The 26,624-nt window shown below is 39.2% G+C and carries 36 protein-coding genes; 32 read left to right on the top strand and 4 right to left on the bottom strand.

All coding sequences use genetic code 11. The annotated features are described in order from the left end of the window. The first annotated feature begins 163 nt into the window (after positions 1 to 163). The 7 genes from IGK01_RS00330 (at position 164) to IGK01_RS00360 (ending at position 7,781) form a co-directional block, all read left to right on the top strand. Positions 164 to 1,726 (top strand): ABC transporter ATP-binding protein, encoded by a 1,563-nt coding sequence (locus IGK01_RS00330; RefSeq protein ID WP_019723072.1) that lies wholly within the window; start codon positions 164 to 166, stop codon positions 1,724 to 1,726. After that, positions 1,719 to 2,852 (top strand): ABC transporter permease, encoded by a 1,134-nt coding sequence (locus tag IGK01_RS00335; protein WP_010734485.1) that lies wholly within the window; start codon positions 1,719 to 1,721, stop codon positions 2,850 to 2,852. The genes IGK01_RS00330 and IGK01_RS00335 overlap by 8 nt, the downstream gene beginning before the upstream one ends. After that, positions 2,852 to 3,808, top strand: coding sequence for an ABC transporter permease (locus tag IGK01_RS00340; RefSeq protein ID WP_010734484.1), 957 nt, complete (start codon positions 2,852 to 2,854; stop codon positions 3,806 to 3,808). The genes IGK01_RS00335 and IGK01_RS00340 overlap by 1 nt, the downstream gene beginning before the upstream one ends. Positions 3,809 to 3,902: 94 nt before the next feature. After that, complete coding sequence (gene deoB / locus IGK01_RS00345; RefSeq protein WP_224434398.1) at positions 3,903 to 5,069, top strand: phosphopentomutase; 1,167 nt, start codon at positions 3,903 to 3,905, stop codon at positions 5,067 to 5,069. An 85-nt stretch (positions 5,070 to 5,154) separates the two neighbouring features. Then, entirely contained in the window at positions 5,155 to 5,970 is an 816-nt protein-coding gene (locus IGK01_RS00350; protein ID WP_010734482.1) for a purine-nucleoside phosphorylase, read from the top strand. 23 nt (positions 5,971 to 5,993) lie between these two features. After that, positions 5,994 to 6,701, top strand: a complete 708-nt coding sequence (gene deoD / locus IGK01_RS00355) for a purine-nucleoside phosphorylase (RefSeq protein WP_010734481.1) — start codon at positions 5,994 to 5,996, stop codon at positions 6,699 to 6,701. Between the two features lie 828 nt (positions 6,702 to 7,529). Continuing rightward, the gene (locus tag IGK01_RS00360; protein ID WP_080637952.1) at positions 7,530 to 7,781 is read left to right on the top strand and encodes a CPBP family glutamic-type intramembrane protease; all 252 of its coding nucleotides are present in this window, start codon (positions 7,530 to 7,532) and stop codon (positions 7,779 to 7,781) included. Positions 7,782 to 8,053: 272 nt separating this feature from the next. Here the strand turns inward: IGK01_RS00360 and IGK01_RS00365 are convergent, their stop codons facing one another. Continuing rightward, positions 8,054 to 8,680 carry a hypothetical protein gene (locus IGK01_RS00365; protein ID WP_041684161.1) on the bottom strand — a complete coding sequence of 209 codons (627 nt, stop codon included), beginning with the start codon at positions 8,678 to 8,680 and terminating at the stop codon, positions 8,054 to 8,056. Positions 8,681 to 9,177: 497 nt separating this feature from the next. On the opposite strand from IGK01_RS00365, the gene IGK01_RS00370 reads away from it, so the two are divergent. Next, positions 9,178 to 9,768, top strand: coding sequence for a response regulator transcription factor (locus tag IGK01_RS00370; RefSeq protein ID WP_023518900.1), 591 nt, complete (start codon positions 9,178 to 9,180; stop codon positions 9,766 to 9,768). Between the two features lie 374 nt (positions 9,769 to 10,142). Here the strand turns inward: IGK01_RS00370 and IGK01_RS00375 are convergent, their stop codons facing one another. The 3 genes from IGK01_RS00375 to rpiA all read right to left on the bottom strand — a co-directional run bounded on the left by IGK01_RS00375 (position 10,143) and on the right by rpiA (position 12,485). Further along, complete coding sequence (locus IGK01_RS00375; protein WP_010734478.1) at positions 10,143 to 10,829, bottom strand: 2,3-diphosphoglycerate-dependent phosphoglycerate mutase; 687 nt, start codon at positions 10,827 to 10,829, stop codon at positions 10,143 to 10,145. Positions 10,830 to 11,105: 276 nt separating this feature from the next. Continuing rightward, positions 11,106 to 11,690 carry a recombinase family protein gene (locus IGK01_RS00380; RefSeq protein WP_010734477.1) on the bottom strand — a complete coding sequence of 195 codons (585 nt, stop codon included), beginning with the start codon at positions 11,688 to 11,690 and terminating at the stop codon, positions 11,106 to 11,108. Between the two features lie 111 nt (positions 11,691 to 11,801). Then, positions 11,802 to 12,485, bottom strand: a complete 684-nt coding sequence (gene rpiA / locus IGK01_RS00385) for a ribose-5-phosphate isomerase RpiA (protein WP_010734476.1) — start codon at positions 12,483 to 12,485, stop codon at positions 11,802 to 11,804. 306 nt (positions 12,486 to 12,791) lie between these two features. Here rpiA and rpsL point away from each other — a divergent pair, with 306 nt between their 5' ends. The 24 genes from rpsL (at position 12,792) to rpmD (ending at position 26,616) form a co-directional block, all read left to right on the top strand. Further along, on the top strand, positions 12,792 to 13,205 hold the full coding sequence (rpsL, locus tag IGK01_RS00390) for a 30S ribosomal protein S12 (RefSeq protein WP_010734475.1): 414 nt from the start codon (positions 12,792 to 12,794) through the stop codon (positions 13,203 to 13,205). Positions 13,206 to 13,296: 91 nt separating this feature from the next. Then, positions 13,297 to 13,767, top strand: a complete 471-nt coding sequence (gene rpsG / locus IGK01_RS00395) for a 30S ribosomal protein S7 (RefSeq protein WP_010734474.1) — start codon at positions 13,297 to 13,299, stop codon at positions 13,765 to 13,767. Positions 13,768 to 13,845: 78 nt separating this feature from the next. Then, the gene (gene fusA / locus IGK01_RS00400; protein ID WP_010734473.1) at positions 13,846 to 15,930 is read left to right on the top strand and encodes an elongation factor G; all 2,085 of its coding nucleotides are present in this window, start codon (positions 13,846 to 13,848) and stop codon (positions 15,928 to 15,930) included. Positions 15,931 to 16,102: 172 nt separating this feature from the next. Next, positions 16,103 to 17,290 carry an elongation factor Tu gene (gene tuf / locus IGK01_RS00405; protein ID WP_010734472.1) on the top strand — a complete coding sequence of 396 codons (1,188 nt, stop codon included), beginning with the start codon at positions 16,103 to 16,105 and terminating at the stop codon, positions 17,288 to 17,290. 497 nt (positions 17,291 to 17,787) lie between these two features. Then, positions 17,788 to 18,096, top strand: a complete 309-nt coding sequence (gene rpsJ / locus IGK01_RS00410; RefSeq protein ID WP_010734471.1) for a 30S ribosomal protein S10 — start codon at positions 17,788 to 17,790, stop codon at positions 18,094 to 18,096. A 31-nt stretch (positions 18,097 to 18,127) separates the two neighbouring features. Beyond that, on the top strand, positions 18,128 to 18,757 hold the full coding sequence (rplC, locus tag IGK01_RS00415) for a 50S ribosomal protein L3 (protein ID WP_010734470.1): 630 nt from the start codon (positions 18,128 to 18,130) through the stop codon (positions 18,755 to 18,757). A gap of 27 nt (positions 18,758 to 18,784) precedes the next feature. Continuing rightward, on the top strand, positions 18,785 to 19,408 hold the full coding sequence (gene rplD / locus IGK01_RS00420; protein WP_010734469.1) for a 50S ribosomal protein L4: 624 nt from the start codon (positions 18,785 to 18,787) through the stop codon (positions 19,406 to 19,408). Beyond that, positions 19,408 to 19,698 (top strand): 50S ribosomal protein L23, encoded by a 291-nt coding sequence (gene rplW, locus IGK01_RS00425; RefSeq protein ID WP_002290449.1) that lies wholly within the window; start codon positions 19,408 to 19,410, stop codon positions 19,696 to 19,698. The genes rplD and rplW overlap by 1 nt, the downstream gene beginning before the upstream one ends. A 38-nt stretch (positions 19,699 to 19,736) precedes the next feature. Then, positions 19,737 to 20,567: a 50S ribosomal protein L2 gene (gene rplB / locus IGK01_RS00430; RefSeq protein ID WP_010734468.1), complete on the top strand. Its 831-nt coding sequence runs from the start codon at positions 19,737 to 19,739 to the stop codon at positions 20,565 to 20,567. Between the two features lie 42 nt (positions 20,568 to 20,609). After that, a complete protein-coding gene (rpsS, locus tag IGK01_RS00435) occupies positions 20,610 to 20,888 on the top strand; it encodes a 30S ribosomal protein S19 (protein WP_010734467.1) in 279 nt (92 codons plus the stop codon). Between the two features lie 22 nt (positions 20,889 to 20,910). Further along, complete coding sequence (gene rplV, locus IGK01_RS00440; protein WP_010734466.1) at positions 20,911 to 21,258, top strand: 50S ribosomal protein L22; 348 nt, start codon at positions 20,911 to 20,913, stop codon at positions 21,256 to 21,258. A 13-nt stretch (positions 21,259 to 21,271) separates the two neighbouring features. Beyond that, complete coding sequence (gene rpsC / locus IGK01_RS00445; RefSeq protein WP_010734465.1) at positions 21,272 to 21,928, top strand: 30S ribosomal protein S3; 657 nt, start codon at positions 21,272 to 21,274, stop codon at positions 21,926 to 21,928. 2 nt (positions 21,929 to 21,930) lie between these two features. Then, positions 21,931 to 22,365: a 50S ribosomal protein L16 gene (gene rplP / locus IGK01_RS00450; RefSeq protein ID WP_010734464.1), complete on the top strand. Its 435-nt coding sequence runs from the start codon at positions 21,931 to 21,933 to the stop codon at positions 22,363 to 22,365. After that, complete coding sequence (gene rpmC / locus IGK01_RS00455; RefSeq protein ID WP_002288664.1) at positions 22,355 to 22,543, top strand: 50S ribosomal protein L29; 189 nt, start codon at positions 22,355 to 22,357, stop codon at positions 22,541 to 22,543. The genes rplP and rpmC overlap by 11 nt, the downstream gene beginning before the upstream one ends. A gap of 24 nt (positions 22,544 to 22,567) precedes the next feature. After that, positions 22,568 to 22,834: a 30S ribosomal protein S17 gene (rpsQ, locus tag IGK01_RS00460; protein WP_010734463.1), complete on the top strand. Its 267-nt coding sequence runs from the start codon at positions 22,568 to 22,570 to the stop codon at positions 22,832 to 22,834. A gap of 57 nt (positions 22,835 to 22,891) precedes the next feature. Continuing rightward, positions 22,892 to 23,260, top strand: coding sequence for a 50S ribosomal protein L14 (gene rplN, locus IGK01_RS00465; protein WP_010734462.1), 369 nt, complete (start codon positions 22,892 to 22,894; stop codon positions 23,258 to 23,260). A gap of 36 nt (positions 23,261 to 23,296) precedes the next feature. After that, complete coding sequence (rplX, locus tag IGK01_RS00470) at positions 23,297 to 23,605, top strand: 50S ribosomal protein L24 (RefSeq protein WP_010734461.1); 309 nt, start codon at positions 23,297 to 23,299, stop codon at positions 23,603 to 23,605. Positions 23,606 to 23,633: 28 nt separating this feature from the next. Next, positions 23,634 to 24,173: a 50S ribosomal protein L5 gene (rplE, locus tag IGK01_RS00475; RefSeq protein ID WP_010734460.1), complete on the top strand. Its 540-nt coding sequence runs from the start codon at positions 23,634 to 23,636 to the stop codon at positions 24,171 to 24,173. Positions 24,174 to 24,191: 18 nt separating this feature from the next. Continuing rightward, a complete protein-coding gene (locus tag IGK01_RS00480) occupies positions 24,192 to 24,377 on the top strand; it encodes a type Z 30S ribosomal protein S14 (RefSeq protein WP_002356214.1) in 186 nt (61 codons plus the stop codon). A gap of 36 nt (positions 24,378 to 24,413) precedes the next feature. After that, a complete protein-coding gene (rpsH, locus tag IGK01_RS00485; protein WP_010734459.1) occupies positions 24,414 to 24,812 on the top strand; it encodes a 30S ribosomal protein S8 in 399 nt (132 codons plus the stop codon). Positions 24,813 to 24,843: 31 nt separating this feature from the next. Then, entirely contained in the window at positions 24,844 to 25,380 is a 537-nt protein-coding gene (rplF, locus tag IGK01_RS00490) for a 50S ribosomal protein L6 (protein ID WP_010734458.1), read from the top strand. 164 nt (positions 25,381 to 25,544) lie between these two features. Next, the gene (gene rplR, locus IGK01_RS00495; RefSeq protein WP_010734457.1) at positions 25,545 to 25,901 is read left to right on the top strand and encodes a 50S ribosomal protein L18; all 357 of its coding nucleotides are present in this window, start codon (positions 25,545 to 25,547) and stop codon (positions 25,899 to 25,901) included. 20 nt (positions 25,902 to 25,921) lie between these two features. Beyond that, positions 25,922 to 26,422 carry a 30S ribosomal protein S5 gene (gene rpsE / locus IGK01_RS00500; protein ID WP_010734456.1) on the top strand — a complete coding sequence of 167 codons (501 nt, stop codon included), beginning with the start codon at positions 25,922 to 25,924 and terminating at the stop codon, positions 26,420 to 26,422. 14 nt (positions 26,423 to 26,436) lie between these two features. After that, positions 26,437 to 26,616, top strand: coding sequence for a 50S ribosomal protein L30 (gene rpmD, locus IGK01_RS00505; protein WP_010734455.1), 180 nt, complete (start codon positions 26,437 to 26,439; stop codon positions 26,614 to 26,616). The last annotated feature ends 8 nt before the right edge of the window (positions 26,617 to 26,624 follow it).

The raw sequence follows: 26,624 nt of genomic DNA on the forward strand, positions 1-26,624 counted from the left end.
GTTGCTAGGTATCCCGATTTGGATAAGGGAACAACTTGTAACAAGTAGCTTAGCTCCTTGGATTTTGGTTACTCGATGAGCGACGTTTTGTGAACGATCGTCATCGTCCCTTTTATTTTTTAAACAATGTCGTCTGGATATAAATTGTTAGGATGTGAAAAATGTGGATCAAGAAAATATTGTCATCGAAATGCGAAATATCACGAAACAATTCGGTACTTTCAAAGCAAATGACAACATCAACCTTCAAGTGAAAGCAGGAGAAATCCATGCCTTGCTTGGTGAAAATGGTGCAGGTAAATCAACGTTAATGAATGTTTTATCCGGTCTTTTAGAGCCAACATCAGGTGAGATTTTGATGCACGGCAAAGAAGTAAACATCACGAGCCCGACGAAAGCCAATCAATTAGGGATCGGAATGGTGCATCAACACTTTATGTTAGTCGATGCATTCACAGTAACAGAAAATATCGTACTAGGTAGTGAGCCAAGTACAGGCGGTATCTTGAACCGTAAGAAAGCCCGGGAAGAAATCAAACGATTATCTGAGCAATATGGCTTAGCAGTGAATCCGGATGCGTACGTTCGTGATATTTCTGTCGGTATGGAACAACGTGTGGAGATTTTAAAAACACTCTATCGTGGTGCAGATGTCTTGATTTTTGATGAGCCAACAGCCGTACTGACGCCGCAAGAAATCGATGAATTGATCGTGATCATGAAAGAGTTAGTCAAAGAAGGAAAGTCAATCATTTTGATCACACATAAATTAGATGAGATCAAAGCAGTTGCCGATCGTTGTACGGTCATTCGTCGTGGTCAAGGGATTGGAACGGTCAATGTTAAAGATGTTTCTTCGCAACAGTTAGCCGATATGATGGTCGGAAGAACCGTCTCATTCAAAACAATGAAAAAAGAAGCACGTCCACAAGAAGTGGTGCTTTCTGTTGAAAATCTTGTAGTTAAAGAAAACCGCGGATTAGAAGCAGTGAAAGATTTGAGTCTGGAAGTCCGAGCAGGTGAAGTCTTAGGTATTGCTGGAATCGATGGAAATGGACAATCGGAGTTGATTCAAGCGTTAACCGGTTTACGTAAAGTAGAAAGTGGAACGATTCGTTTGAAAGACGAAGAGATCACGAATAAAAAACCACGTAAAATCACCGAATCTGGGCTAGGACATGTGCCAGAAGATCGACATAAATATGGTTTGGTCCTTGATATGACTTTATCTGAAAATATTGCCATGCAAACCTACTATCAAAAACCGTATAGTAAAAATGGTCTGTTGAACTATGGTGTGATGAATGAACATGCTAGAGATTTAATCGATGAGTATGATGTGCGGACAACGAACGAATTAGTACCAGCGAAAGCTTTATCTGGTGGGAACCAACAAAAAGCCATCATTGCTCGCGAGATCGATCGTGACCCTGATCTACTGATCGTTGCGAATCCAACACGTGGATTAGATGTTGGTGCAATCGAGTTTATCCATAAACGTTTGATTGAGCAACGTGATAAGTTCAAAGCAGTTTTATTGATTAGTTTTGAATTAGAAGAAATTTTAAATGTGTCCGATCGTATTGCGGTAATCCATCAAGGAAAAATCGTGGGGATCGTTGATCCAAAAGAAACATCTGAAAACGAGCTAGGTCTATTGATGGCGGGGTATACTTTAGAAGAAGCACGTAGAGAGTTAGAAAAGGTTGGTGACACACATGAATGATCGTAGCGAAAGGTTCCGTAATCTGCTAGTGCCTATATTTTCGGTTATTTTAGGGTTGATTCTAGGTGCTATTTTGATGGTTGCCTTTGGTTACCATCCAATCCAAGGATATTCTTCCATGTTGAATGCTTCGTTAGGTTCACAACGAAGTATCGGTGAAACATTAAGACAAGCAACACCTTTGATTTTTACAGCCTTAGGTTTTTCTGTTGCAAATTCAGCCGGATTCTTTAATATCGGGCTTTCTGGACAAGCACTGTGTGGCTGGATCATAAGCATTTGGACCGCGTTAGCTTTTCCAGATCTACCAAAAATCATTCTCTTGCCAATGTGCGTGATTTTAGGTGCACTTGCTGGGGCAATGGCCGCAGCTATTCCAGGATTGTTACGTGCGTTCTTTGGAACAAGTGAAGTTATCGTAACGATCATGATGAATTATATTTTGCTCTATTTAAGTACGTATACACTTCATGAAATAATGCCTGAATCTTATCGTTCAAGTTTAGACTCTTCAAATATGATCAGTGAGAATGCATCTTTACGTATTCCTTGGCTGACCCAGATGTTTGGAGGCTCTCGTGTGAATGGCGGACTCTTCTTGGCGCTGATTGCGTTAGTGGTTGTATGGATCGTCATGAAGAAAACAACCTTAGGCTTTGAGATCCGTTCTGTTGGATTGAATCCATATGCCTCTGAATATGCGGGAATGAGTAGTAAACGAACAATTGTCTTATCTATGGTTATCTCTGGTGGATTAGCCGGACTAGGTGGTGTGGTCGAAGGACTAGGAACATATCAAAACTTCTTCGTACAGACAACCTCATTATCCATCGGGTTTGATGGTATGGCCGTGTCATTATTAGGTTCTGGTTCTGCGATTGGGATTTTGTTATCTGCGCTATTATTCAGTGTCCTAAAAATCGGTGGATTAGGAATGCAGACTGGTGCTGGAGTACCATTTGAAATCGTCAATGTATCGATTGCCTTGATCATCTTCTTCGTGGGGATCAACTTCTTGATTCGTTTCCTTATGGCGAAATTCTTCCAAGGGAAAAAACAAGAGGAAATCGTCGCAACGATTGAAACGAAACCAAATCAACAAAATCAAGAAGGAGGAGAGCTGTAATGTCAACAGTAGAACTGATTTCCTTGATCCTTACATCAACACTTGTTTATTCAACACCGTTGATTTTAACCTCCTTAGGCGGAACGTTTTCTGAACGAAGCGGGATCGTCAACGTTGGGTTAGAAGGCATCATGGTGATGGGGGCGTTTAGTGCGGTCGTCTTCAACTTGACGATGAGTGACACATTAGGCTCAATGACTCCTTGGATTGCTATTTTAGTCGGTGGCGTAGTTGGTGTTCTCTTTTCCTTGATCCATGCAGTCGCAACAATCAGCTTGCGAGCAGACCATATCATCAGCGGAACGGTCATCAATTTGATGGCACCTGCTTTAGGTGTATTTTTGATCAAAGCATGGTATGGTAAAGGACAAACAGACAATATCTCACAAAACTTAGGTTACTTTTCATTTCCTGGATTATCTGAGATTCCAGTGATTGGTCAAATTTTCTTTAGAAATACATTTTTACCAGCGTATTGTGCGATTTTAATTGCTGTTATCGCATGGTTCGTCATCTTCAAAACTAAATTTGGTTTACGTTTACGTTCTGTTGGGGAAAATCCTCAAGCTGCAGATACACTAGGGATCAATGTATATGCAATGCGCTATTCAGGTGTCTTGATTTCTGGTCTTCTTGGAGGCATGGGTGGAGCTGTGTTCGCTCAATCGATCTCTGGGAACTTTTCAGCAGGAACGATTGTCGGTCAAGGGTTCATCTCAATGGCTGCAATGATTTTTGGTAAGTGGAATCCACTAGGTGCGATGGGTGCATCCTTATTCTTTGGTTTTGCACAAAGTTTGAGTATCATCGGCGCGCAATTACCAGTGATTTCTTCAATTCCACCAGTTTTACTACAAATTGCGCCTTATCTATTAACGATTATCGTTTTAGTGGCGTTCTTAGGTAAAGCATCTGGACCAAAAGCCAACGGTAAGAATTATATAAAATCCAAATAATCGTTTAGTGATTAAAAAGGGCGGGTTACGGGAAGTTTTTTTCGGCTCGCCCTTTTTACTTTATAAAGAAAATAAATAGAAAGAAGGAATACTCATGTTTAAACGCGTACATTTGATCGTCATGGATTCAGTCGGAATCGGAGAAGCACCTGATGCTGAAAAATTCGGAGATAAAGGTTCGGATACATTAGGTCATATTGCTAAAGAAGCTGGGTTGACGGTACCGAATTTGGAGCAACTTGGATTAGGAACGATTCGTCCTTTAGAAGGGGTCGAAGCAGTGCAAGATCATCAAGGGTATGCGACCAAATTGGAAGAAGTTTCTGTCGGCAAAGATACAATGACAGGACATTGGGAAATCATGGGCTTGAATATCAAAACACCATTTCGTGTTTTTCCAAACGGCTTCCCGGATGAATTATTGAAGAAAATCGAAGAATTCTCTGGACGTAAAATTGTTTGTAACGAACCTTATAGCGGAACAGCAGTCATTGACGACTTTGGTGAACATCAAATGAACACCGGCGACTTGATCGTTTATACGTCAGCTGATCCAGTGTTACAAATTGCTGCACATGAAGAAATTATTCCTTTAGAAGAACTTTATCGGATTTGCGAATATGTTCGTGAAATTACAAAAGATGATCCTTATATGATCGGTCGGATCATTGCCCGTCCATATCTTGGTGAGCCAGGTAACTTTACGCGAACAAGCAACCGTCACGATTACGCATTAGATCCATTTGGACATACGGTTTTAGACTCATTGAAAGAAGCCGGCAAAGATGTTATTGCAGTCGGTAAGATCAATGATATTTTCAATGGCCAAGGCATCACCGATTCTGTTCGTACAAAGAGCAATATGGACGGTGTAGATCAATTATTGAATGTGATGAAACAAGACTTCACTGGGTTGAGTTTTACAAACTTAGTCGATTTTGATGCGTTATACGGTCATCGTCGCGATGTGGTTGGTTATGCGCGTGCTATCGAAGATTTTGATTTGCGTATTCCAGAATTATTAGATGCAATGGCTGACGATGATCTATTATTAATCACCGCTGACCATGGGAATGATCCAACTTTCACTGGTACTGACCATACTCGCGAATACGTGCCATTACTTGCTTATAGTAAACAAATGAGTGGGCAAGGTAGTTTACCACAAGGTTATTATGCGGATATCTCTGCAACGATTGCCGAAAACTTTAACGTAGCAGCAACTGAAAATGGCGAAAGTTTTTTAAAACTATTGAAATAACGACGTGCATCATCCATCAATGAATCATCATTGGCTTTATTATGTAAGATAGAATAATCAAAATTTTATATATAGGAGAAAAACAATGAAATTAAATGAGATGTTACAAGAGACGACTGCGTTTATCAAAAGCAAAGGTGTCGGAACGATCGATTTTGGCATGATCTTAGGTTCAGGTTTAGGTGAATTAGCAGAGGAGATCGAAGAAGCAATCGTGATTCCTTATGATAAGATTCCGTTCTTTCCAACTTCGACAGTCGTTGGACATGCAGGTCAACTTGTTTACGGAACACTTTCAGGCAAAAAAGTATTGGCGATGCAAGGACGTTTCCATTTTTATGAAGGTCATTCGATGCAAACAGTCACTTATCCTGTGCGAGTGATGGCTGCGCTAGGCGCGCATTCAGTTGTTGTGACCAATGCGTGTGGTGGCGTGAATGAATCATTTGCACCAGGTGATTTGATGCTGATCACGGATCATATCAACTTTACAGGTCAAAATCCATTGATTGGGCCTAATGACGAAGAAATGGGGCCTCGTTTCCCTGATATGAGTGAAGCTTATACAAAAGCGTATCGCGAAATGGCAAAAGCAGCAGCGACATCATTGGACGTAGAATTAAAAGAAGGCGTGTATATGGGCTATTCCGGTCCAACGTACGAAACACCAGCTGAGATTCGCATGTCTCGCGTGATGGGTGCAGATGCAGTGGGCATGTCGACTGTACCAGAAGTCATTGTTGCAGCTCATAGCGGATTGAAGGTCTTAGGGATTTCTTGTATCACTAACTTGGCTGCTGGTATGCAAGCAAACTTGAATCACGAAGAAGTCGTTGAAACAACTGAGAGAGTCAAACAAACATTTAAATCATTGATCAAAGAAACACTTTCTTTACTATAAAAAATTGATTGAGAGGTCCGGAAATGAGTGTTCATATTGAAGCAAAACCAGGAGAAATCGCAGACAAGATTTTACTTCCTGGCGATCCACTAAGAGCGAAGTATATTGCAGAAACTTTTTTAGAGAATCCCGTTTGCTATAACCAAGTACGCGGTATGCTTGGTTATACTGGAACGTATAAAGGGGAAAGAGTCTCTGTTCAAGGAACAGGAATGGGTATGCCCTCAGCGATGATCTATGCGCATGAGTTGGTCAATTCCTATGACGTAAAAAAATTGATTCGTGTTGGCACATGCGGTGCCTTGTCAAAAGACGTACACGTTCGTGACTTGGTCTTAGCACAAGGAGCCGCGACAAGTTCTTCTATGATCGAAAAGAATTTCAACGCGTTCCATTTTCCACCAATCTGTGATTTTGACTTGTTGTTGAAAGCATACGAAGTAGCGAAAGAAAAAGGTTTTACTACACACGTTGGCAATGTACTATCAGAAGATTCTTTCTACAAAGACGATTTGACAGAGACATTCAAGTTAGCAGAACTTGGTGTGATGGGCGTGGAAATGGAAGCTGCTGCGTTGTATTATCTAGGTGCAAAATACCAAGTGCAAACATTAGCGATCATGACGGTCAGTGACCATCTGATCACCGGTGAAGAAACAACTGCCAGCGAACGTCAGACAACATTCAATGACATGATTGAAGTAGGATTGGAAACGGCGATTCAAGGGTAGTAATTGTAATGAAAGAATTTGATTAAACGTAAAAGTCATAATAGGGAACTATTTTGGCTTTTACGCTTTTTGCGTAAGTGTTACTGTAGGTTACTAGTAGATAAAAAATACAAATGTTATCTGTACAAGATTTTACTAATAGGTTTCTTTCTCTGCACCTTGCTATACAAAAAAAGGAAGGGGTATAATGAAAATAAGTAATACTTAATGTTTTTAGATAATTGAGAAAAGTAGGATGAAAACAACAAACAGTACTTTTACATAGTAAGTTGATAAATTGGAGGGGAGATATAAGAAGATATTGTTTGTTTAATAAATATAAGCATTATATGTTAGGAATGCGATAAGAAAGAGAATGACAGTGTTTTAACTATCTATGCGATTACTGCTTGCTTTTTCAGGAGACGGTGAGAAGGGGGACAAGATGACTCATCGTTCGATTAATTGGTGGTCAAGATGAAGGTAGATCACATTCGGTTAACTCTAAATAAAAGTATCATTCTAACTGTCTGGATAACCATTTTTTGTATAACAAACTTCGGAATAATAAGAAGTAAGACCATTCTCATATTATTAGAAAATAACCAATTGATTCTAAATCTGATAATGATTTTATTTATTTACTTACTTACTTTGCATGTCCGAATTAAATCGAGCATTACAAGGTCTGAATATGTCAATGATGAAACAAGTAGGATTCACTTTGCTACTTTTGTTAGTGATGAATTTTATATATATGGTACTTGTATTTGGTAGTTTTGAAGTAGTCTCACAAAATTACGATAGTGTTGTTCTATTTTCTGTCATAGTGATTGCCCTAATAAGTGAATAGTTTACCGTTACCTATTTTTGAGTATAACTGATTCTAATTGGTTAAAAATAGTGTATGGGTTGGTTTCAACAGGATTGTTTTTCTATGGGCATAGCTTTACATATGGCGGAAATTTATTAGCAATGGTCCAAATTCTATTTTTGACTTTAGCTACAACATATCTATACGTGAAAACCAACAATATATTACCTGCTATTATGTTACATAGCTTATATAATCTATTTGTCCTCTCGCTATTTATGAGCTAATAAATAGCCCAGCTTAGAAAGAATAGCTAGGCTGGGCTATCAGTAAAATGTCTAATATTATGGATCTTTCGAGTTATTCAGAATGGATTACTGATTGATTCATAACCTAAAAAAGGAAATTTAAAGTATACAAAGACAAATCATAACAAACAAGGTATACAGAACTAATCCGATTCTACTTAATTTTGTCTCCTTACCTTTCTTGATCTTGTAATAGTAATAGCTGTATAGCGAGAAGAGATAGACTACCACTATTAAAATCTTTCCTAAGATCATAGCTTTTGAATTGGACTTTGTGTTAGTGTATTCAAACTTGCAATAGGGAACTCATCTGTAGCTGTGATGCGACAGCCACCTTTTGATGATCCAACATTGATCCATTTCTTCATATCAGAATTTGCATCTCTAAAGCGAGTACCTAATATTGTAGAGCCAATTAATCCAAGTAATGCGCCTGCTGGTCCTCCAGCCATTGCTCCTCCGAGAACCCCTACAGATTGTAGTAACGTTGCACAGGTTCCATAGTCGTCGCGAAGATTAGCCATGGAAGATTTTGAAGAAGCAAAAGCATTATAACCCCCTGTTTTAAACATTTCTGAGTAGGAAGCTCTGCCTGAAATATAGACAGTTGATTGCGCCCCATCGTATTTGTTTATTAAGTAAAATGCTTCTTCTTCAGAAAGTGAAGTATTTCCGGTTAATTGTTTTTTTGATTGAATCATTTGATTGAACTCTTGTTCAAACGCTAGCCACGTATCATTTGAAACACGTGTTACAGTAGCTTTTTGTTCTTCTGGAAGCTCGGAAGCATAAGCGGTTAAGGTTGAGGGGAATATGACGGATAAAATACAGAGTAGTCCCAAATTAGCAATAAAATACTTCTTTAACATTTTTTTCATGATCAATTATTCCTTCTTTCCAAAAAAATTATTTATTTTATAATAGTGTTTTTTGTATCAAAGTATGCATTTCTTGTATGTAAAAGTATCCACTATTTTAAAATGCTGAGTTGTTCTATCTCTTGACAACATTAATTGTAGAATAAAAAAATGCTTTTTAAAATAAGCAATGTGAGTTATTTTATTTCTCGTTTTACCTATTTAAAAACGAGTAGGCATGAAATATAATAAAAATAGAGAGTTTTTTTGTAAGCTTTTGTGTTCAATTATTGTGTAATAGAGAACTATCAGGGAGATACAGTTTGGTATAAATATAGTCACTGAATCAACAGAGGAAACTTGAGAAAAAGTTTTCAAGGGAATTTATTGGCTTATCTTCTTAGCTATTCTCCACACCTTATATAAATTACCAATGCTCTTTAGAAATAGCACTGTGTTTTTATTTAGAATTATCGGAGTATTTCATCGATTTAAATCGAAAGGGATGACAGATAGTAATGAAAATTATCTTATTTGATGACCATGAACTTTTTTTACAAAGCCTTGAATTATATTTAAGGAAGTATTTTGATCACTTTGTTACATGTAATCACCGTAAAGATTGTCTTGAAGTAGTCAAGCAAGAAAAACCAGATATTGTGTTGATGGATATTCGGTTAGGTGAGAAAAATGGATTAGAAGAAGGGGAAAAAATACTCAAGTTGTTTCCAGAAACAAAACTAATGTTTCTTTCAGGTAGCACATTGATAAGAAATTATGAAGAAGCAATAAACATGGGGGCAAAAGCATTTGTCAATAAAACAAGTTCAGTGGAAGATCTCGTGACGAAGATTCATCTAGTAAATGGGGGAGATACTATTTTTCCAGAATATGAAAAAATATATGTAAGTTTAACAAAAACGGAAAAAAAAATTTTGCAGTTGGTAGCTCAAGGTAAGAGCCAACAAGAAATTGCTGAAATTATTTATAGTAGTCGACGGACGGTTTCAACTCATATGCAACACATTTTCAACAAGTTAAATGTTCACTCTACCGTTACAGCTGTAGTACGTGGGATTGAGTTAGGAATTATTACAATTGAGATGTAGTTCTTATTTAAAAGTATGAGCATATTTTTTACATAATCATCTTCATCTACTTTATTGAATAGACAATTTCACATTAAGTAGTATATAAGTTTAGATGTCAATCTTACTATTTATTCGTTTAGTTAGATGAGTATTAACAATAAAACATTAAAGAAAGTGGACACTATCGCTTGGGGAATAATGTGGGTAGTGTCTATATTATTTTTTAGTCATTACTTGTATATGAAGAATAAGATTCTTTACCTAGTAACATTGATACTCTGAGCATTAAAGAGCTAAGACTACAGTTTATCCAATGTCTAAAAAAAACAGCCCCTTCATCTCTTACAATAATAGGAGGTGAGGAGGCTGTCATACTTACAATAGAATATCTATTATAAGTAGTATTTTTTGATGACAGTCAAGTCGTCGTTTAATTCATAAACAAGTGGTTGACCTGTTGGGATTTCAAGATCCATGATGTCTTCATCAGAGATTCCTTCGATGTGTTTTGCTAATGCACGCAAAGAGTTACCATGTGCAGCAACTAAGACAGTTTTGTTGTCTAACAAAGCTGGTGCAATTTCGTCTTGCCAGAATGGCAATGCGCGTTCTAAAGTAACTTTCAAGTTTTCTCCACCAGGTACGTCGCGTTTGTCTAACATTGCATAACGACGATCGTTTGCTGCTGAACCTTCATCAGTTGCTTCCATTAATGGAGGAAGAGTGTCGTATGAACGACGCCAGATGTGAACTTGTTCGTCACCATATTTTTCTGCTGTTTCTTTTTTATTTAATCCTTGTAATTTACCATAATGACGTTCGTTCAAGCGCCATGATTTGATTTGTGGTACCCAAAGTTGATCTGAGTATTCTAAAATCAAGTTACAAGTTTTGATGGCACGAGTTAATACAGAAGTATAAGCAACATCAAATTCGATTCCAGCTTCTTTGATTTTACGTCCGCCTTCTTTTGCTTCTTCGATTCCTTCTGGTGCTAGGTTTACATCTGCCCAACCAGTAAATTGGTTCAATGCATTCCATTCGCTAAGACCGTGACGAGAAAAAACTAATTTTGGCATGTTTAACTCTCCTTTAAAATAAGTGTTATTTCTGAAAATTTCAGTTCTGCCTTATTGTACAATGTTTTTCATAAGATTTCCATTGTAAAATGAAAGCTGTTTGTTTAAAAGACCACAGACGAACTAAAAAAAAGGCTGTAAACAAGCGTTATTACAGAGCTTTCACTCAAAAAACTTGTTTGACAACCTTTTTATCTATTAAGTAAAATAATTTCTGTTTGTTTAGTGTGGGTTCTTTCGATCAATTATTGAAATCAACGGGTTTGTACTTGCTAATTAATTGAATAATTGCTGAAGCTCTTTTTCAGGTAGGTTGATATATTTGTAGCAAGTGCCGACTGAAACGCCACATTTTGAAGAAATAAATTGGATCGTTTCTTTCTTTTCATAGTAGAGACGACGAATTTTTTTGATTGTTTTGGCATCGATTTTTGGTCGTCCGCCGATTTTTCCTTTTTTGCGTGCTTCATCTAATCCAATCAGCGTGCGTTCTTTGATCAATGCACACTCCATCTCAGCTAATCCTTCCATCAATTGGAAGTAGACCGTCCCCATAGGTTCGCGAGTATCGATTTTTTCTGTGATGCTGACTAGATGTAACCCACGGTCTTTAAATAATTTCGTGAATTCTGTTAGTTGTCTTGTCGATTTTCCTAGATGATGAAGCTGGCAAATCACTAATGTATCGCCTTGCTCCATTTTTTCGATGACTTTTTCTAAACAAATGGCGTCAGATAAACTGTCTTTTTGACCATACGTTTCGTGAAAAATTTCGTGACAACCAAAATCAGAGAGTTTTTGCATTTGAGCCGTCGAATCGACATCATTAATAGTTGTACGTGCATAACCGATAATCTTCATGGTGATTCCTTTCTAGCAAAGTTTTCTAAGTGTTTGAGACAAGTAAAAATGTAGCATAAAGTAACTGAAAAAGATAGTTTTTTTAGGCATTTTCAACGAATCTCTTTCGCATTATTTTTGAAAGGGAGTATCGAGTACAGACACGCCATTTTCAGAGGCAACGACAACCTTTGAAACCATATTTAAAAACAAGCCGTGTTCGACGACACCGACTAATTGATCCAAATAAGTCGCTAATTTTTCGGGATCTTCGATTCGTTCTAAATGAAGGTCAATAATATAGTGCCCACTATCTGTTACGACGGTCTCACCAGTTTCTGTTTGACGTAATACAGGCTGATAGTTTTTTTCTTTAAAAAGACGCATCAGTTGTTGAGAACCATAGGGGATGACTTCGACAGGGAGTGGAAAGCGCCCAAGTTGATCCACCATTTTTGATCCATCGACGATCCAGATCGTTTGTTTTGAATAAGATGCAACGATCTTTTCAAATAAAAGAGCAGCACCGCCACCTTTGATCCCCTGAAAATCGGCACTGATTTCATCGGCACCATCGATCGTTAAATCGACGACTGGGACTTCATCAATACTTTTCAAAGGGATACCTAAGCTTTCTGCTTGTGCTTTTGTACCGCTAGAAGTAGTGACACCAGTGATTTTCAATCCTTCTTCGCGCATGCGTCGGCCAATTTCTTCTACCATATAATAGGCAGTAGAACCAGTTCCAAGTCCAACGATCATGCCATCTTCAACAAATTCTGCAGCTTTAATGCCTACTAATTGCTTTAAGTTCATTTCTATCCCTCCAGCATTTTTATAGCTCTTTAACTGCTATTTTAGCTTGATTTAATCGAAAAAGATAGAGAGCATAACACAATTTTTATAGGATAGAAAAAAATGTATATGTTTGGTTGACATTCTTTTTTATCCGTGATATTCTAACCAAGGTGCTTTATCTACAGGTCTCTGTTAAGAGACGTGCTGACTGTTTATCAAAGCATATTTGATAAAGATGCATAACTGCATTTATTTTTTATCGCAAAAAAAGAACCACCTGGATGTGTGGAACTAGATGTGAATCGTGGGAAGGAGGAACTAGGAATGCCTACAATTAACCAATTAGTACGTAAACCTCGTAAATCAAAGGTGGAAAAATCTAATTCACCTGCTTTGAACAAAGGATATAACAGCTTTAAGAAAACTCAAACAAACGTGAACTCTCCTCAAAAACGTGGGGTAGCTACACGTGTGGGAACAATGACACCTAAAAAACCGAACTCAGCTTTACGTAAATATGCTCGTGTTCGTTTGTCAAACTTAATTGAAGTTACTGCTTATATCCCAGGGATTGGTCACAATTTACAAGAGCATAGCGTGGTACTATTACGCGGTGGACGTGTAAAAGACTTACCAGGGGTACGTTATCATATCGTTCGTGGTGCACTAGATACTGCTGGTGTGAACGACCGTAAACAAAGCCGTTCTAAATACGGTACGAAAAGACCTAAAGCTTAATTTTAATTATTTACTACAAATGAAAATCGAACCTACTATATAATAGTCGTTCGATCAACTATGAAGAATATTTCGGAAGGAGGAGTTACGGATGCCACGTAAAGGTCCTGTTGCAAAACGTGATGTTTTACCAGATCCTATTTATAACTCAAAATTAGTAACTCGCTTGATCAACCGTGTAATGGTTGACGGAAAACGCGGTGTTGCTGCTAATATTATCTATAATGCCTTTGATTTGATCAAAGAATCTACAGGTAACGATCCATTAGAAGTGTTTGAACAAGCAATGAACAATGTTATGCCTGTTCTTGAAGTTAAAGCACGTCGTGTTGGGGGTTCAAACTATCAAGTACCAGTTGAAGTTCGCCCTGAACGTCGCACGACTTTAGCGCTACGTTGGGTAGTTAACTACGCTCGCTTGCGCGGTGAACACACAATGGAAGAACGCTTAGCGAAAGAAATCATGGACGCTGCAAACAATACTGGAGCTTCTGTTAAAAAACGCGAAGACACACACAAAATGGCAGACGCGAACCGCGCATTTGCTCATTATCGTTGGTAAGATCCTCTCTGTCTGTCGGCTAATCCCACAGCAGAAAGTCAATTTACAATCGATTTAAACAAAGAGAGGAGTAAGAAAATGGCAAGAGAATTTTCGCTAGAAAAAACTCGTAATATTGGTATCATGGCTCACGTTGATGCAGGTAAAACTACAACAACAGAGCGTATCTTGTACTATACTGGTAAAATCCATAAAATCGGTGAAACTCACGAAGGAGCTTCACAGATGGACTGGATGGAACAAGAACAAGAACGTGGTATCACGATTACATCTGCTGCCACTACTGCGCAGTGGAAAGGTTACCGCGTAAATATCATCGATACACCAGGACACGTAGACTTCACAATCGAAGTTCAACGTTCTCTACGTGTATTGGATGGTGCTGTAACTGTACTTGATGCACAATCAGGTGTTGAACCTCAAACTGAAACTGTTTGGCGTCAAGCAACTGAGTACCGAGTACCTCGTATCGTATTCTGTAACAAAATGGATAAAATCGGTGCAGACTTCTTATACTCAGTAAAATCATTGCACGATCGTTTACAAGCGAACGCGCATCCAATCCAATTGCCAATCGGTTCTGAAGATAACTTCACAGGTATCATTGACTTGGTAACGATGAAAGCAGAGATCTACACAAACGATCTAGGCACAGACATCCAAGAAACTGAAATTCCTGAAGAATATGCAGAACAAGCACAAGAATGGCGTGAAAAATTAGTCGAAGCTGTTGCTGAAACAGACGAAGAACTAATGATGAAATATCTTGAAGGTGAAGAAATCACTCAAGAAGAATTGATTGCCGGTATCCGTCGTGCAACAATCAACGTTGAGTTCTTCCCTGTGTTAGCTGGTTCAGCATTCAAGAATAAAGGGGTCCAATTGATGTTGGATGCTGTTCTTGATTACTTGCCATCACCACTTGATATTGAAGCAATCAAAGGTATTGACTCAAAAACAGACGAAGAAACAACTCGTCCTGCAGATGACGAAGCTCCTTTTGCTTCATTAGCATTTAAAGTAATGACTGACCCATTCGTAGGTCGTCTAACTTTCTTCCGTGTCTACTCTGGTGTCCTTGAAAGTGGTTCATACGTATTGAACGCATCAAAAGGCAAAAAAGAGCGTATCGGTCGTATCCTACAAATGCACGCAAACACACGTCAAGAAATCGACAAAGTGTATTCAGGTGATATCGCCGCTGCTGTTGGATTGAAAGATACAACAACAGGGGACACATTGTGTGCATTAGATGCACCAGTTATCCTTGAATCAATCGAATTCCCAGAACCAGTTATCCAAGTCGCTGTTGAGCCTAAATCAAAAGCTGACCAAGATAAAATGGGTGTTGCGTTGCAAAAACTTGCAGAAGAAGATCCTTCATTCCGTGTTGAAACAAACGTTGAAACAGGTGAAACAGTTATCTCAGGTATGGGTGAGTTGCACTTGGACGTATTAGTAGACCGTATGAAACGCGAATTTAAAGTTGAAGCAAACGTTGGTGCGCCTCAAGTTTCTTACCGCGAAACATTCCGTGAAGCAACAAAAGCGGAAGGTAAATTTGTACGTCAGTCTGGTGGTAAAGGTCAATACGGTCACGTATGGGTTGAATTTACACCAAACGAAGAAGGAAAAGGCTTCGAATTCGAAAACGCAATCGTTGGTGGTGTGGTTCCACGTGAATACATCCCAGCAGTTGAAAAAGGATTAGAAGAATCAATGAATAACGGTGTTCTTGCTGGATACCCATTAGTGGATATCAAAGCAAAACTTTACGATGGTTCATACCATGACGTCGATTCAAATGAAACAGCGTTCCGTGTTGCTGCATCAATGGCTCTAAGAGCTGCTGCAAAACACGCACGTCCTGTGATCCTTGAACCAATGATGAAAGTTACGATTACTGTACCAGAAGATTACTTAGGTGATATCATGGGACACGTAACAAGCCGACGCGGACGTGTCGAAGGAATGGAAGCACACGGTAATTCACAAATCGTTAATGCAATCGTTCCATTGGCAGAAATGTTCGGATACGCGACTACATTGCGTTCAGCAACTCAAGGTCGTGGTACATTCATGATGGTATTTGACCACTACGAAGACGTACCGAAATCTGTTCAAGAAGAAATCATTAAGAAAAACGGCGGAAAAGCTGAATAATTTCTTAAAGCAAGGTAGTCTCGTGAAGAGATTTATCTAGAGACTGTATTTTTTATGCAGTTTCGTGTAAAATAACTTTTGATGATACGGGCATGTGATCGGCAATTTTGTCTATCACATACCTATCAGACAAATAAAAATTAAACTGTAATTTTAGGGAGGATATTTTAAAATGGCAAAAGAAAAATTTGACCGTTCGAAACCACACGTTAACATTGGTACTATCGGACACGTTGACCATGGTAAAACAACTTTAACAGCTGCAATCACAACTGTACTATCTAAGAAAAACGGCGGCCAAGCAATGGCTTACGATCAAATCGATGGTGCTCCTGAAGAACGCGAACGCGGAATCACTATCTCAACAGCTCACGTTGAGTACGAAACTGACGCACGTCACTATGCTCACGTTGACTGCCCAGGACACGCGGACTACGTTAAAAACATGATCACTGGTGCTGCTCAAATGGACGGAGCAATCTTAGTTGTTTCTGCTGCTGACGGCCCTATGCCTCAAACTCGTGAACACATCCTATTATCTCGTCAAGTTGGTGTACCATACATCGTTGTATTCTTGAACAAAGTAGATATGGTTGATGACGAAGAATTACTTGAATTAGTTGAAATGGAAGTTCGTGACCTATTAACAGAATACGAATTCCCTGGTGACGATGTTCCTGTAATCGCTGGTTCAGCTTTAAGAGCTTTAGAAGGCGACGCTTCATACGAAGAAAAAATTCTTGAATTGATGGCTGCAGTTGACGAATATATCCCAACTCCAGAACGTGATAACGACAAACCATTCATGATGCCAGTTGAGGACGTATTCTCAATCACTGGTCGTGGTACTGTTGCTACAGGACGTGTTGAACGTGGACAAGTTCGTGTTGGTGACGTTATCGATATCGTTGGTATCGCAGAAGAAACAGCTCAAACAACTGTAACTGGTGTTGAAATGTTCCGTAAATTATTAGACTACGCTGAAGCAGGCGATAACATTGGTGCGTTATTACGTGGTGTTTCACGTGAAGACATCCAACGTGGTCAAGTTTTAGCTAAACCAGGTACAATCACACCTCATACAAAATTCTCTGCAGAAGTATACGTGTTGACTAAAGAAGAAGGTGGACGTCACACTCCATTCTTCACTAACTACCGTCCACAATTCTACTTCCGTACGACTGACGTAACTGGTGTTGTTGAATTACCAGAAGGAACTGAAATGGTTATGCCTGGCGACAACGTAACAATGGAAGTTGAATTAATCCACCCAATCGCTATCGAAAACGGTACTAAATTCTCAATCCGTGAAGGCGGACGTACAGTTGGTGCCGGTGTCGTTACAGAAATCAAAGCTTAATTCATTTTAAGCCTAACAAAGTAACATTTATTCGGACGTTGAAGTTCGAGGTAAGGATCTTGATCCTTTGCCTCGAACTTTTTTTATTTCAGCAAACAATTGATTAGAGGAGAGGCTATGAAAGAGAGGAATATCCAAAAATATTCTTAATATGTAGTGAATTGCCTTTTTCCTCTAAATAGGAGAATGGAAATTGGAAGGAAAAACCACAAATCCTTCTATAAAAAAGAGGAGGATTTCTCTTTTTTTAATTGAATGAAAATTTATGAAAATAAATTGTTTTTTACAGCAAAAAAACCTTGCGTTGTGAATTTAGATATATTATAATGACAAAGGTGCGTTTACCTTAGGTGAATGGCACAGACGAAATCAAAATGATTTTGTCGGCTAAGAAACGAGAGGTTGCGACACGCCCGGACGCTTTGCCACGAACGAGCGTGACGGAAATTTTCGTGGAGCTATGTCTACTTTTCAAAATAGGCGAAGGAGGGAACAAGATGGCAAAACAAAAAATTCGTATCCGTTTAAAAGCGTATGAACACCGTATTTTAGATCAATCAGCGGATAAAATCGTGGAAACTGCAAAAAGAACTGGAGCTGGCGTTTCTGGTCCAATTCCATTACCAACTGAACGCAGTCTTTACACAGTTATTCGTGCGACTCACAAATACAAAGATTCACGCGAACAATTCGAAATGCGTACACACAAACGTCTTATCGACATTGTGAACCCAACACCAAAAACAGTTGATGCTTTAATGAAGCTTGACTTACCATCAGGTGTTAACATCGAAATCAAACTATAAAAACTAAACTAATAATAATGGAGGTGTACTCATGACCAAAGGAATCTTAGGGAAAAAAGTGGGAATGACACAAATCTTCACTGAATCTGGCGAATTAATTCCAGTTACTGTTGTAGAAGCTACGCCAAACGTAGTACTACAAGTAAAAACAATGGAAACTGATGGCTACGAAGCTATTCAAGTTGGTTACCAAGACAAACGTGAAGTTTTATCAAACAAACCTGCGAAAGGTCATGTTGCAAAAGCAAACACGGCTCCTAAGCGCTTCATTCGTGAATTCAAAAATGTTGAGCTAGGAGAATATGAAGTAGGAAAAGAAATTACAGTTGATGTTTTCCAAGCAGGAGACATTATTGATGTAACAGGTACTACGAAAGGTAAAGGATTCCAAGGGGTTATCAAACGTCACGGCCAAAGCCGCGGACCAATGGCTCACGGTTCTCGCTACCATCGTCGTCCTGGGTCAATGGGTCCAGTTGCACCTAACCGTGTATTCAAAAACAAACGTCTTGCTGGCCGTATGGGTGGCAACCGCGTAACTATCCAAAACTTGGAAGTTGTACGTGTAGATGCTGAAAGAAACGTAATCTTGATCAAAGGTAACGTTCCTGGAGCGAAAAAATCATTAATCACTATCAAATCAGCTGTGAAAGCTAAATAATAGTAGGAAGAAAGGAGGAACTAAGGAATGCCGAATGTAGCATTATTCAAACAAGATGGAAGCCAAAACGGTGAAATCACTCTTAACGAAGAAATCTTCGGAATTGAACCAAATGAAAGTGTTGTTTACGACGCAATCGTTATGCAACGCGCATCATTAAGACAAGGAACACATGCGGTTAAAAACCGTAGCGCTGTTCGAGGCGGTGGCCGTAAACCATGGCGTCAAAAAGGAACTGGTCGTGCTCGTCAAGGATCAATCCGTTCACCGCAATGGCGTGGAGGTGGCGTAGTCTTCGGACCAACACCACGTTCTTACAGCTACAAACTTCCTAAAAAAGTTCGTCGTTTAGCAATGAAATCTGTATTATCAGAAAAAGTTGCAGAAAACAACTTGGTAGCAATCGAAGGATTAAGCTTTGATGCACCAAAAACAAAAGAATTCAAAGAAGTTCTTGCTAAATTATCTATTGACTCTAAAGTATTGGTTGTACTAGAACCTGGTAACGACTTTGCAGCTTTATCTGCACGTAACTTATCAAACGTTTCTGTAGTAACTTCTGACAACGTTAGCGTTCTAGATGTTGTATCAAATACAAAAGTTTTAGCAACACAAACTGCTCTTACTCAAATTGAGGAGGTGCTTGCATAATGAACTTACTAGACGTAATCAAACGCCCAGTGATCACTGAGAAATCAATGCTTGCCATGGATGACAAGAAATATACTTTCGAAGTAGACACTCGCGCAAACAAAACTTTAGTAAAACAAGCGGTTGAAGCTGCTTTTGACGTGAAAGTCAAAAACGTGAACATCGTGAACGTACGTGCGAAATTCAAACGTATGGGCAAATATGCAGGATATACAAAAAAACGTCGCAAAGCGATCGTTACATTGACTGAAGATTCAAAAGAAATCCAATTATTCGAAGCTGCTGAATAAGCAACACTCGATAACTGATTAAATTAGGAGGGGAAAACGTGGCGATTAAAAAGTACAAACCTACCACAAATGGCCGTCGTAACATGACAGGTTCTGATTTTGCTGAAATCACAACATCAACACCTGAAAAAACATTGTTACAGCCATTGAAAAACCATGCTGGACGTAATAACAACGGCCGCATCACTGTACGTCATCAAGGTGGCGGACACAAACGCCAATACCGCGTGATCGATTTCAAACGTAACAAAGACAACGTTGTTGCTACTGTTCAAACGATCGAATATGATCCAAACCGTTCAGCTAACATCGCGTTAGTACATTATGAAGATGGAGTGAAAGCTTACATCTTAGCACCAAAAGGACTACAAGTTGGAATGAAACTTGTTTCAGGTCCTGAAGCAGATATCAAAGTCGGAAATGCTCTTCCTTTAGAAAACATTCCAGTTGGTACTGTGATCCACAATATTGAAATGAAACCTGGTAAAGGTGGACAATTGATCCGTTCTGCTGGTACAAGTGCTCAAGTACTTGGTAAAGAAGGCAAATACGTATTGATCCGCTTGAACTCTGGTGAAGTTCGCATGATCTTAGCTGCATGCCGTGCAACAATCGGTTCTGTAGGTAACGAACAACACGAACTTATCAATATTGGTAAAGCTGGCCGCTCTCGTTGGATGCGTAAACGCCCAACTGTACGTGGTAGCGTAATGAACCCTAACGATCACCCACACGGTGGTGGTGAAGGTAAAGCTCCAATCGGACGTAAAGCTCCAGTTTCTCCTTGGGGTCAACCAGCTCTTGGTTACAAAACTCGTAACAAGAAAGCTAAATCAGACAAACTTATCGTTCGTCGTAAAAATAAATAATTACTTTGACCATGTGTCGCACATTTTGAGAGGAGGTTCACCATGGGTCGTAGTTTAAAGAAAGGGCCTTTCGTTGATGAGCATTTAATGAGTAAAGTTGAAGCTCAAGCAGGGGCCGAAAAGAAAAAAGTAATCAAAACTTGGTCTCGTCGTTCGACAATTTTCCCAAGTTTTGTTGGATATACCATCGCAGTATACGATGGACGTAAACACGTACCAGTTTACATCCAAGAAGATATGGTAGGACACAAATTAGGTGAATTCGCACCAACTAGAACTTATCGTGGGCATGTCGCTGACGACAAGAAAACGAGACGCTAATTCGAGGGGAGGATAAAAGCAAATGGCAGAACAAATCACATCAGCTAAAGCAACTGCAAAAACAGTTCGCACTTCACCTCGTAAAGCGCGTCTAGTAATTGACCTTATCAGAGGTAAAAGTGTTGCGGATGCAATTTCAATTTTGAAATTCACACCAAACAAATCTGCTGGGATCATCGAGAAAGTATTGATGTCAGCAATTGCAAATGCAGAAAACAACTTTGACTTAGATGTTGAGAACTTGGTAGTATCTGAAGCATTTGTTAACGAAGGACCAACAATGAAACGTTTCCGTCCACGTGCAAAAGGTTCAGCTTCACCAATCAACAAACGTACAAGTCATATCACGGTAGTCGTATCAGAAAAATAAGGAGGGATAATCTGTGGGTCAAAAAGTACATCCAATTGGAATGCGTGTAGGCATCATCCGCGACTGGGATGCAAAATGGTTTGCTGAAAAAGAGTATGCAGAGTTCTTACACGAAGATTTAAGAATCCGTAAATTTATTTCAACTAGACTTGCTGATGCTGCTGTATCAACAATTGAAATCGAACGCGCAACTGGCCGCGTAAACATTTCAATCCACACAGCTAAACCAGGTATGGTTATTGGTAAAGGCGGATCTGAAGTCGAAAACCTAAGAAAAGAATTAAACAAATTAACTGGTAAAAGAATCCATATCAACATCGTGGAAATCAAAAAACCAGATTTAGATGCTAAATTAGTAGGTGAAGGAATTGCACGTCAATTAGAAAACCGTGTTGCATTCCGTCGCGCTCAAAAACAAGCGATCCAACGTTCAATGCGTTCTGGCGCTAAAGGGATCAAAACTCAAGTATCTGGACGTCTAAACGGTGCGGATATCGCTCGTTCAGAAGGATACTCAGAAGGAACAGTTCCTCTTCACACTTTGCGTGCGGATATTGATTACGCATGGGAAGAAGCAGATACAACATACGGAAAACTAGGAGTTAAAGTGTGGATCTATCGTGGAGAAATTCTTCCAACTAAAAAAAACACTGAGAAAGGAGGGAAATAAACATGTTAGTACCTAAACGTGTAAAACACCGTCGTGAATTCCGCGGAAAAATGCGCGGTGAAGCAAAAGGCGGAAAAGAAGTAGCATTCGGTGAATACGGCTTACAAGCTGTTGAATCACACTGGATCACAAACCGTCAGATCGAAGCTTCTCGTATTGCTATGACTCGTTACATGAAACGTGGCGGGAAAGTATGGATCAAAATTTTCCCTCATAAATCATATACATCTAAAGCGATCGGCGTTCGTATGGGTAAAGGTAAAGGGGCTCCTGAAGGATGGGTTGCACCAGTAAAACGTGGTAAAATCATGTTTGAAATTGCAGGCGTTTCTGAAGAAGTAGCTCGTGAAGCATTACGTTTAGCTTCCCACAAATTACCAATGAAAACTAAGATCGTAAAACGTGAGGAAATGGGTGGTGAATCGAATGAAGGTTAAAGAAATCAGAGAATTAACCACTGCCGAAATGCTTGATCAAGAAAAACAATTAAAAGAAGAATTGTTTAATCTTAGATTCCAATTAGCAACAGGTCAATTAGAAAACACTGCACGTATTAAAGAAGTACGTAAATCGATTGCACGCATCAAAACAGTTTTGCGTGAACAAGCTAAGTAATTATGGAAGGAGGCCATTAAGCGTATGACTGAAGAAAGAAATCAACGCAAAGTTTATCAAGGTCGCGTGGTATCAGACAAAATGGATAAAACAATTACCGTTGCTGTCGAAACAAAGAAAAACCACCCTATCTACGGTAAACGTATGAACTATTCTAAGAAGTACAAAGTACATGATGAAAACAACACAGCAAAAGTTGGCGACATCGTGAGAATTATGGAAACTCGTCCATTATCAGCTACAAAACGTTTCCGTTTGTTGGAAATAGTCGAAGAAGCAGTTATTATCTAATAACACGAGATTTTCCTATATAGATTGAATGCAAAATCTGAAAGGAGGATACACAACGTGATCCAAGCAGAAAGTCGTTTAAGAATCGCTGATAATTCAGGCGCACGTGAAATTTTGACGATCAAAGTCCTTGGCGGATCTGGTCGCAAAACTGCGAATATCGGTGATGTGATCGTTGCTACGGTTAAACAAGCAACGCCAGGTGGGGTTGTCAAAAAAGGTGACGTCGTTAAAGCCGTTATCGTTCGTACAAAATCAGGAGCTCGTCGTGCAGACGGTTCATATATCAAGTTTGATGAAAATGCTGCAGTGATTATTCGTGATGATAAAAGCCCTCGTGGAACACGTATCTTTGGGCCAGTTGCACGTGAACTACGTGAAAACAACTTCATGAAGATCGTTTCTCTAGCACCAGAAGTTTTATAATCTTGAGACACTTAACAAAGGAGGTGCGAAACAGTTATGTTTGTTAAAAAAGGCGATAAAGTTAAAGTGATCACCGGTAAAGACAAAAACAAAGAAGGCGTTGTATTAGCAGCGTTTCCTAAACAGGATAAAGTGGTTGTCGAAGGTGTGAACATGATCAAAAAACACCAAAAACCTTCTCAAGCTGCTCCTCAAGGTGGAATTGTTGAGATGGAAGCGCCACTTCACGTTTCTAACGTGATGGTCATCGACTCTACTGGTGTAGCTGGCCGAGTTGGCTACAAAGAAGTAGACGGAAAAAAAGTCCGTGTTTCTAAAAAAACCGGTGAAGTTTTAGATAAATAAAAAGTTTAAGGAAGGAGGGTCTTACTGAATGAACCGCCTAAAAGAAAAATATCTTAAAGAAGTAACTCCATCATTGATGGAAAAATTTGACTATAGCTCTGTTATGCAAACACCTAAAGTTGAAAAGATCGTCATCAACATGGGTGTTGGTGATGCGGTATCAAACGCTAAAAACTTAGACAAAGCAGTTGAAGAACTAACTTTGATCACTGGACAAAAACCAATGATCACAAAAGCTAAAAAATCAATCGCTGGATTCCGTTTACGTGAAGGAATGCCAATTGGAGCAAAAGTTACCTTACGCGGAGAAAGAATGTACGAATTTTTAGATAAATTAGTATCAGTTTCTCTACCACGTGTACGTGACTTCCATGGTGTAAGTAAAAAAGCCTTTGATGGTCGTGGAAACTACACTTTAGGTATTAAAGAACAATTGATCTTCCCAGAAGTAGATTATGATTTAGTAGATAAAGTACGTGGTATGGACATCGTCATTGTAACGACAGCGAACACAGATGAAGAATCTCGTGAGTTGTTGACACAATTAGGCATGCCATTCCAAAAATAATTAAAGGAGGCGAACTACGTGGCTAAAAAATCAATGATTGCTAAAAACAAACGTCCTGCAAAACACTCAACACAAGCTTACACTCGTTGCGAACGTTGCGGACGTCCACATTCAGTTTATCGTAAGTTCCATCTTTGCCGTATTTGCTTCCGCGAACTTGCCTATAAAGGTCAAATTCCCGGCGTGAAGAAAGCTAGCTGGTAAAAAAGTAAATTCGCATAAGAAGGAGGTAAAAGTTCAATGGTCATGACAGATCCAATTGCAGATTTTCTAACTCGTATCCGTAATGCAAACATGGTTAAACATGAGGCTTTAGAAGTTCCTGCATCAAAAATTAAACGTGACATCGCTGAAATCTTGAAACGTGAAGGTTTCGTCCGTGATGTTGAATATATCGAAGATGACAAGCAAGGCGTGATCCGCGTTTTCCTAAAATTTGGTAAAAGCGGCGAACGTGTTATTACAAACTTAAAACGTATTTCTAAACCAGGCTTACGTGTTTATGTTAAAGCTGGCGAAGTGCCAAAAGTTTTAAATGGCTTAGGTATCGCTATTATTTCGACTTCTGAAGGTGTTGTCACTGATAAAGAAGCTCGTGAGAAAAACATCGGCGGCGAAGTTATCGCTTACGTATGGTAATCAAGTAGAATCTACAAGGAGGTGTCTTTAAGTGAGCCGTATTGGAAATAAGATCGTTGTGATCCCTGAAGGTGTAACTATCACTCAAGATGGAAACAACGTTACAGTTAAAGGACCAAAAGGGGAATTGACTCGTACATTTTCTGCTGATATCAAAATGAATATCGAAGGAAATGAAGTGACATTCACTCGTCCAAATGACAGTAAAGAAATGAAAACTATCCATGGAACAACTCGTGCTAACTTCAACAACATGGTTGTAGGTGTTAGTGAAGGTTTCCAAAAAGGATTAGAATTAATCGGGGTTGGGTACCGTGCGCAAATGCAAGGAACAAAACTTGTATTGAACGTTGGTTACTCACATCCAGTAGAAATCACACCACCAGCTGGCGTGACTGTTGAAGTCCCATCTAACACACAAGTAATTGTGAAGGGTGCGAACAAAGAAGAAGTTGGCGAATTAGCTGCGAACATCCGTGGTACTCGTCCTCCAGAACCTTATAAAGGTAAAGGTATTCGTTATGTTGGCGAATTCGTACGCCGTAAAGAAGGTAAAACTGGTAAATAATCGTTTCGAAAAATTTCATAGAAGCCAGCAGCAGGAAAAAAGGATTTTGCTGAAGTATTTCTTCATTAAGAGAGAGTTTACTTGTGCCGCAGCTTCTATTTTTTCAAAACTGATCATTTCTACTGTCTGACAGTAGAAAAAATAAAAATAAAGAGGTGACAATTGTGATTACAAAACCAGATAAGAACAAAACACGTCAAAAGAGACACCGTCGTGTACGTAACACTATCTCTGGTACTGCTGAGCGCCCACGCTTGAACGTTTTTCGTTCTAACAAAAACATCTACGCGCAACTTATTGATGACGTAGCGGGTGTAACGCTAGCAAGTGCCTCTACCTTGGATAAAGAAATTTCAGGTGGAACAAAAACAGAAGCAGCACAAGCTGTCGGTAAATTAGTTGCTGAACGCGCAACTGAAAAAGGCATTAAAGTCGTAGTCTTTGACCGTGGTGGATACCTTTACCATGGCCGTGTGCAAGCTTTAGCTGAAGCTGCTCGCGAAAATGGACTAGAATTTTAGAAGAAGGAGGAATACCATTCATGGTTTATATCGATCCAAAACATTTGGAATTAGAAGACCGCGTTGTTGCAATTAACCGTGTAACAAAAGTTGTTAAAGGTGGACGTCGTCTACGTTTTGCTGCTTTAGTTGTTGTCGGTGACAAAAACGGACACGTAGGATTTGGTACTGGTAAAGCACAAGAAGTACCTGAAGCGATCCGTAAAGCAATTGAAGATGCGAAGAAAAACTTAGTTGAAGTACCTATGGTTGGTTCAACAATCCCACACGAAGTAATCGGTGCTTTTAGTGGTGGTAGAATCCTAATGAAACCTGCTGTTGAAGGTTCTGGGGTTGCTGCTGGTGGACCAGTTCGTGCCGTATTAGAATTAGCAGGGGTAGCAGATATCACTTCTAAATCTTTAGGCTCAAACACACCAATCAACGTTGTTCGCGCAACTGTTGAAGGTTTGAAACAATTAAAACGTGCTGAAGAAGTTGCAGCTCTACGCGGCAAATCAGTGGAAGAATTAATCGGATAAGGAGGACAAACATAATGGCTGAATTAAAAGTAACTTTAAAACGCAGTATTATCGGACGTCCTCAAAACCAACGCGATACTGTTAAAGCGTTAGGTCTTACAAAGATTAACAGTTCTGTGGTTAAGCCTGCTAATGAAGCAATCAAAGGCATGATCAACACTGTTTCTCACTTAGTGGACGTTGAAGAAGTTTAATTAAACAA

The sequence above is a fragment of the Enterococcus sp. AZ080 genome (genome assembly GCF_051714945.1).
Taxonomy (GTDB): domain Bacteria; phylum Bacillota; class Bacilli; order Lactobacillales; family Enterococcaceae; genus Enterococcus_B; species Enterococcus_B pernyi.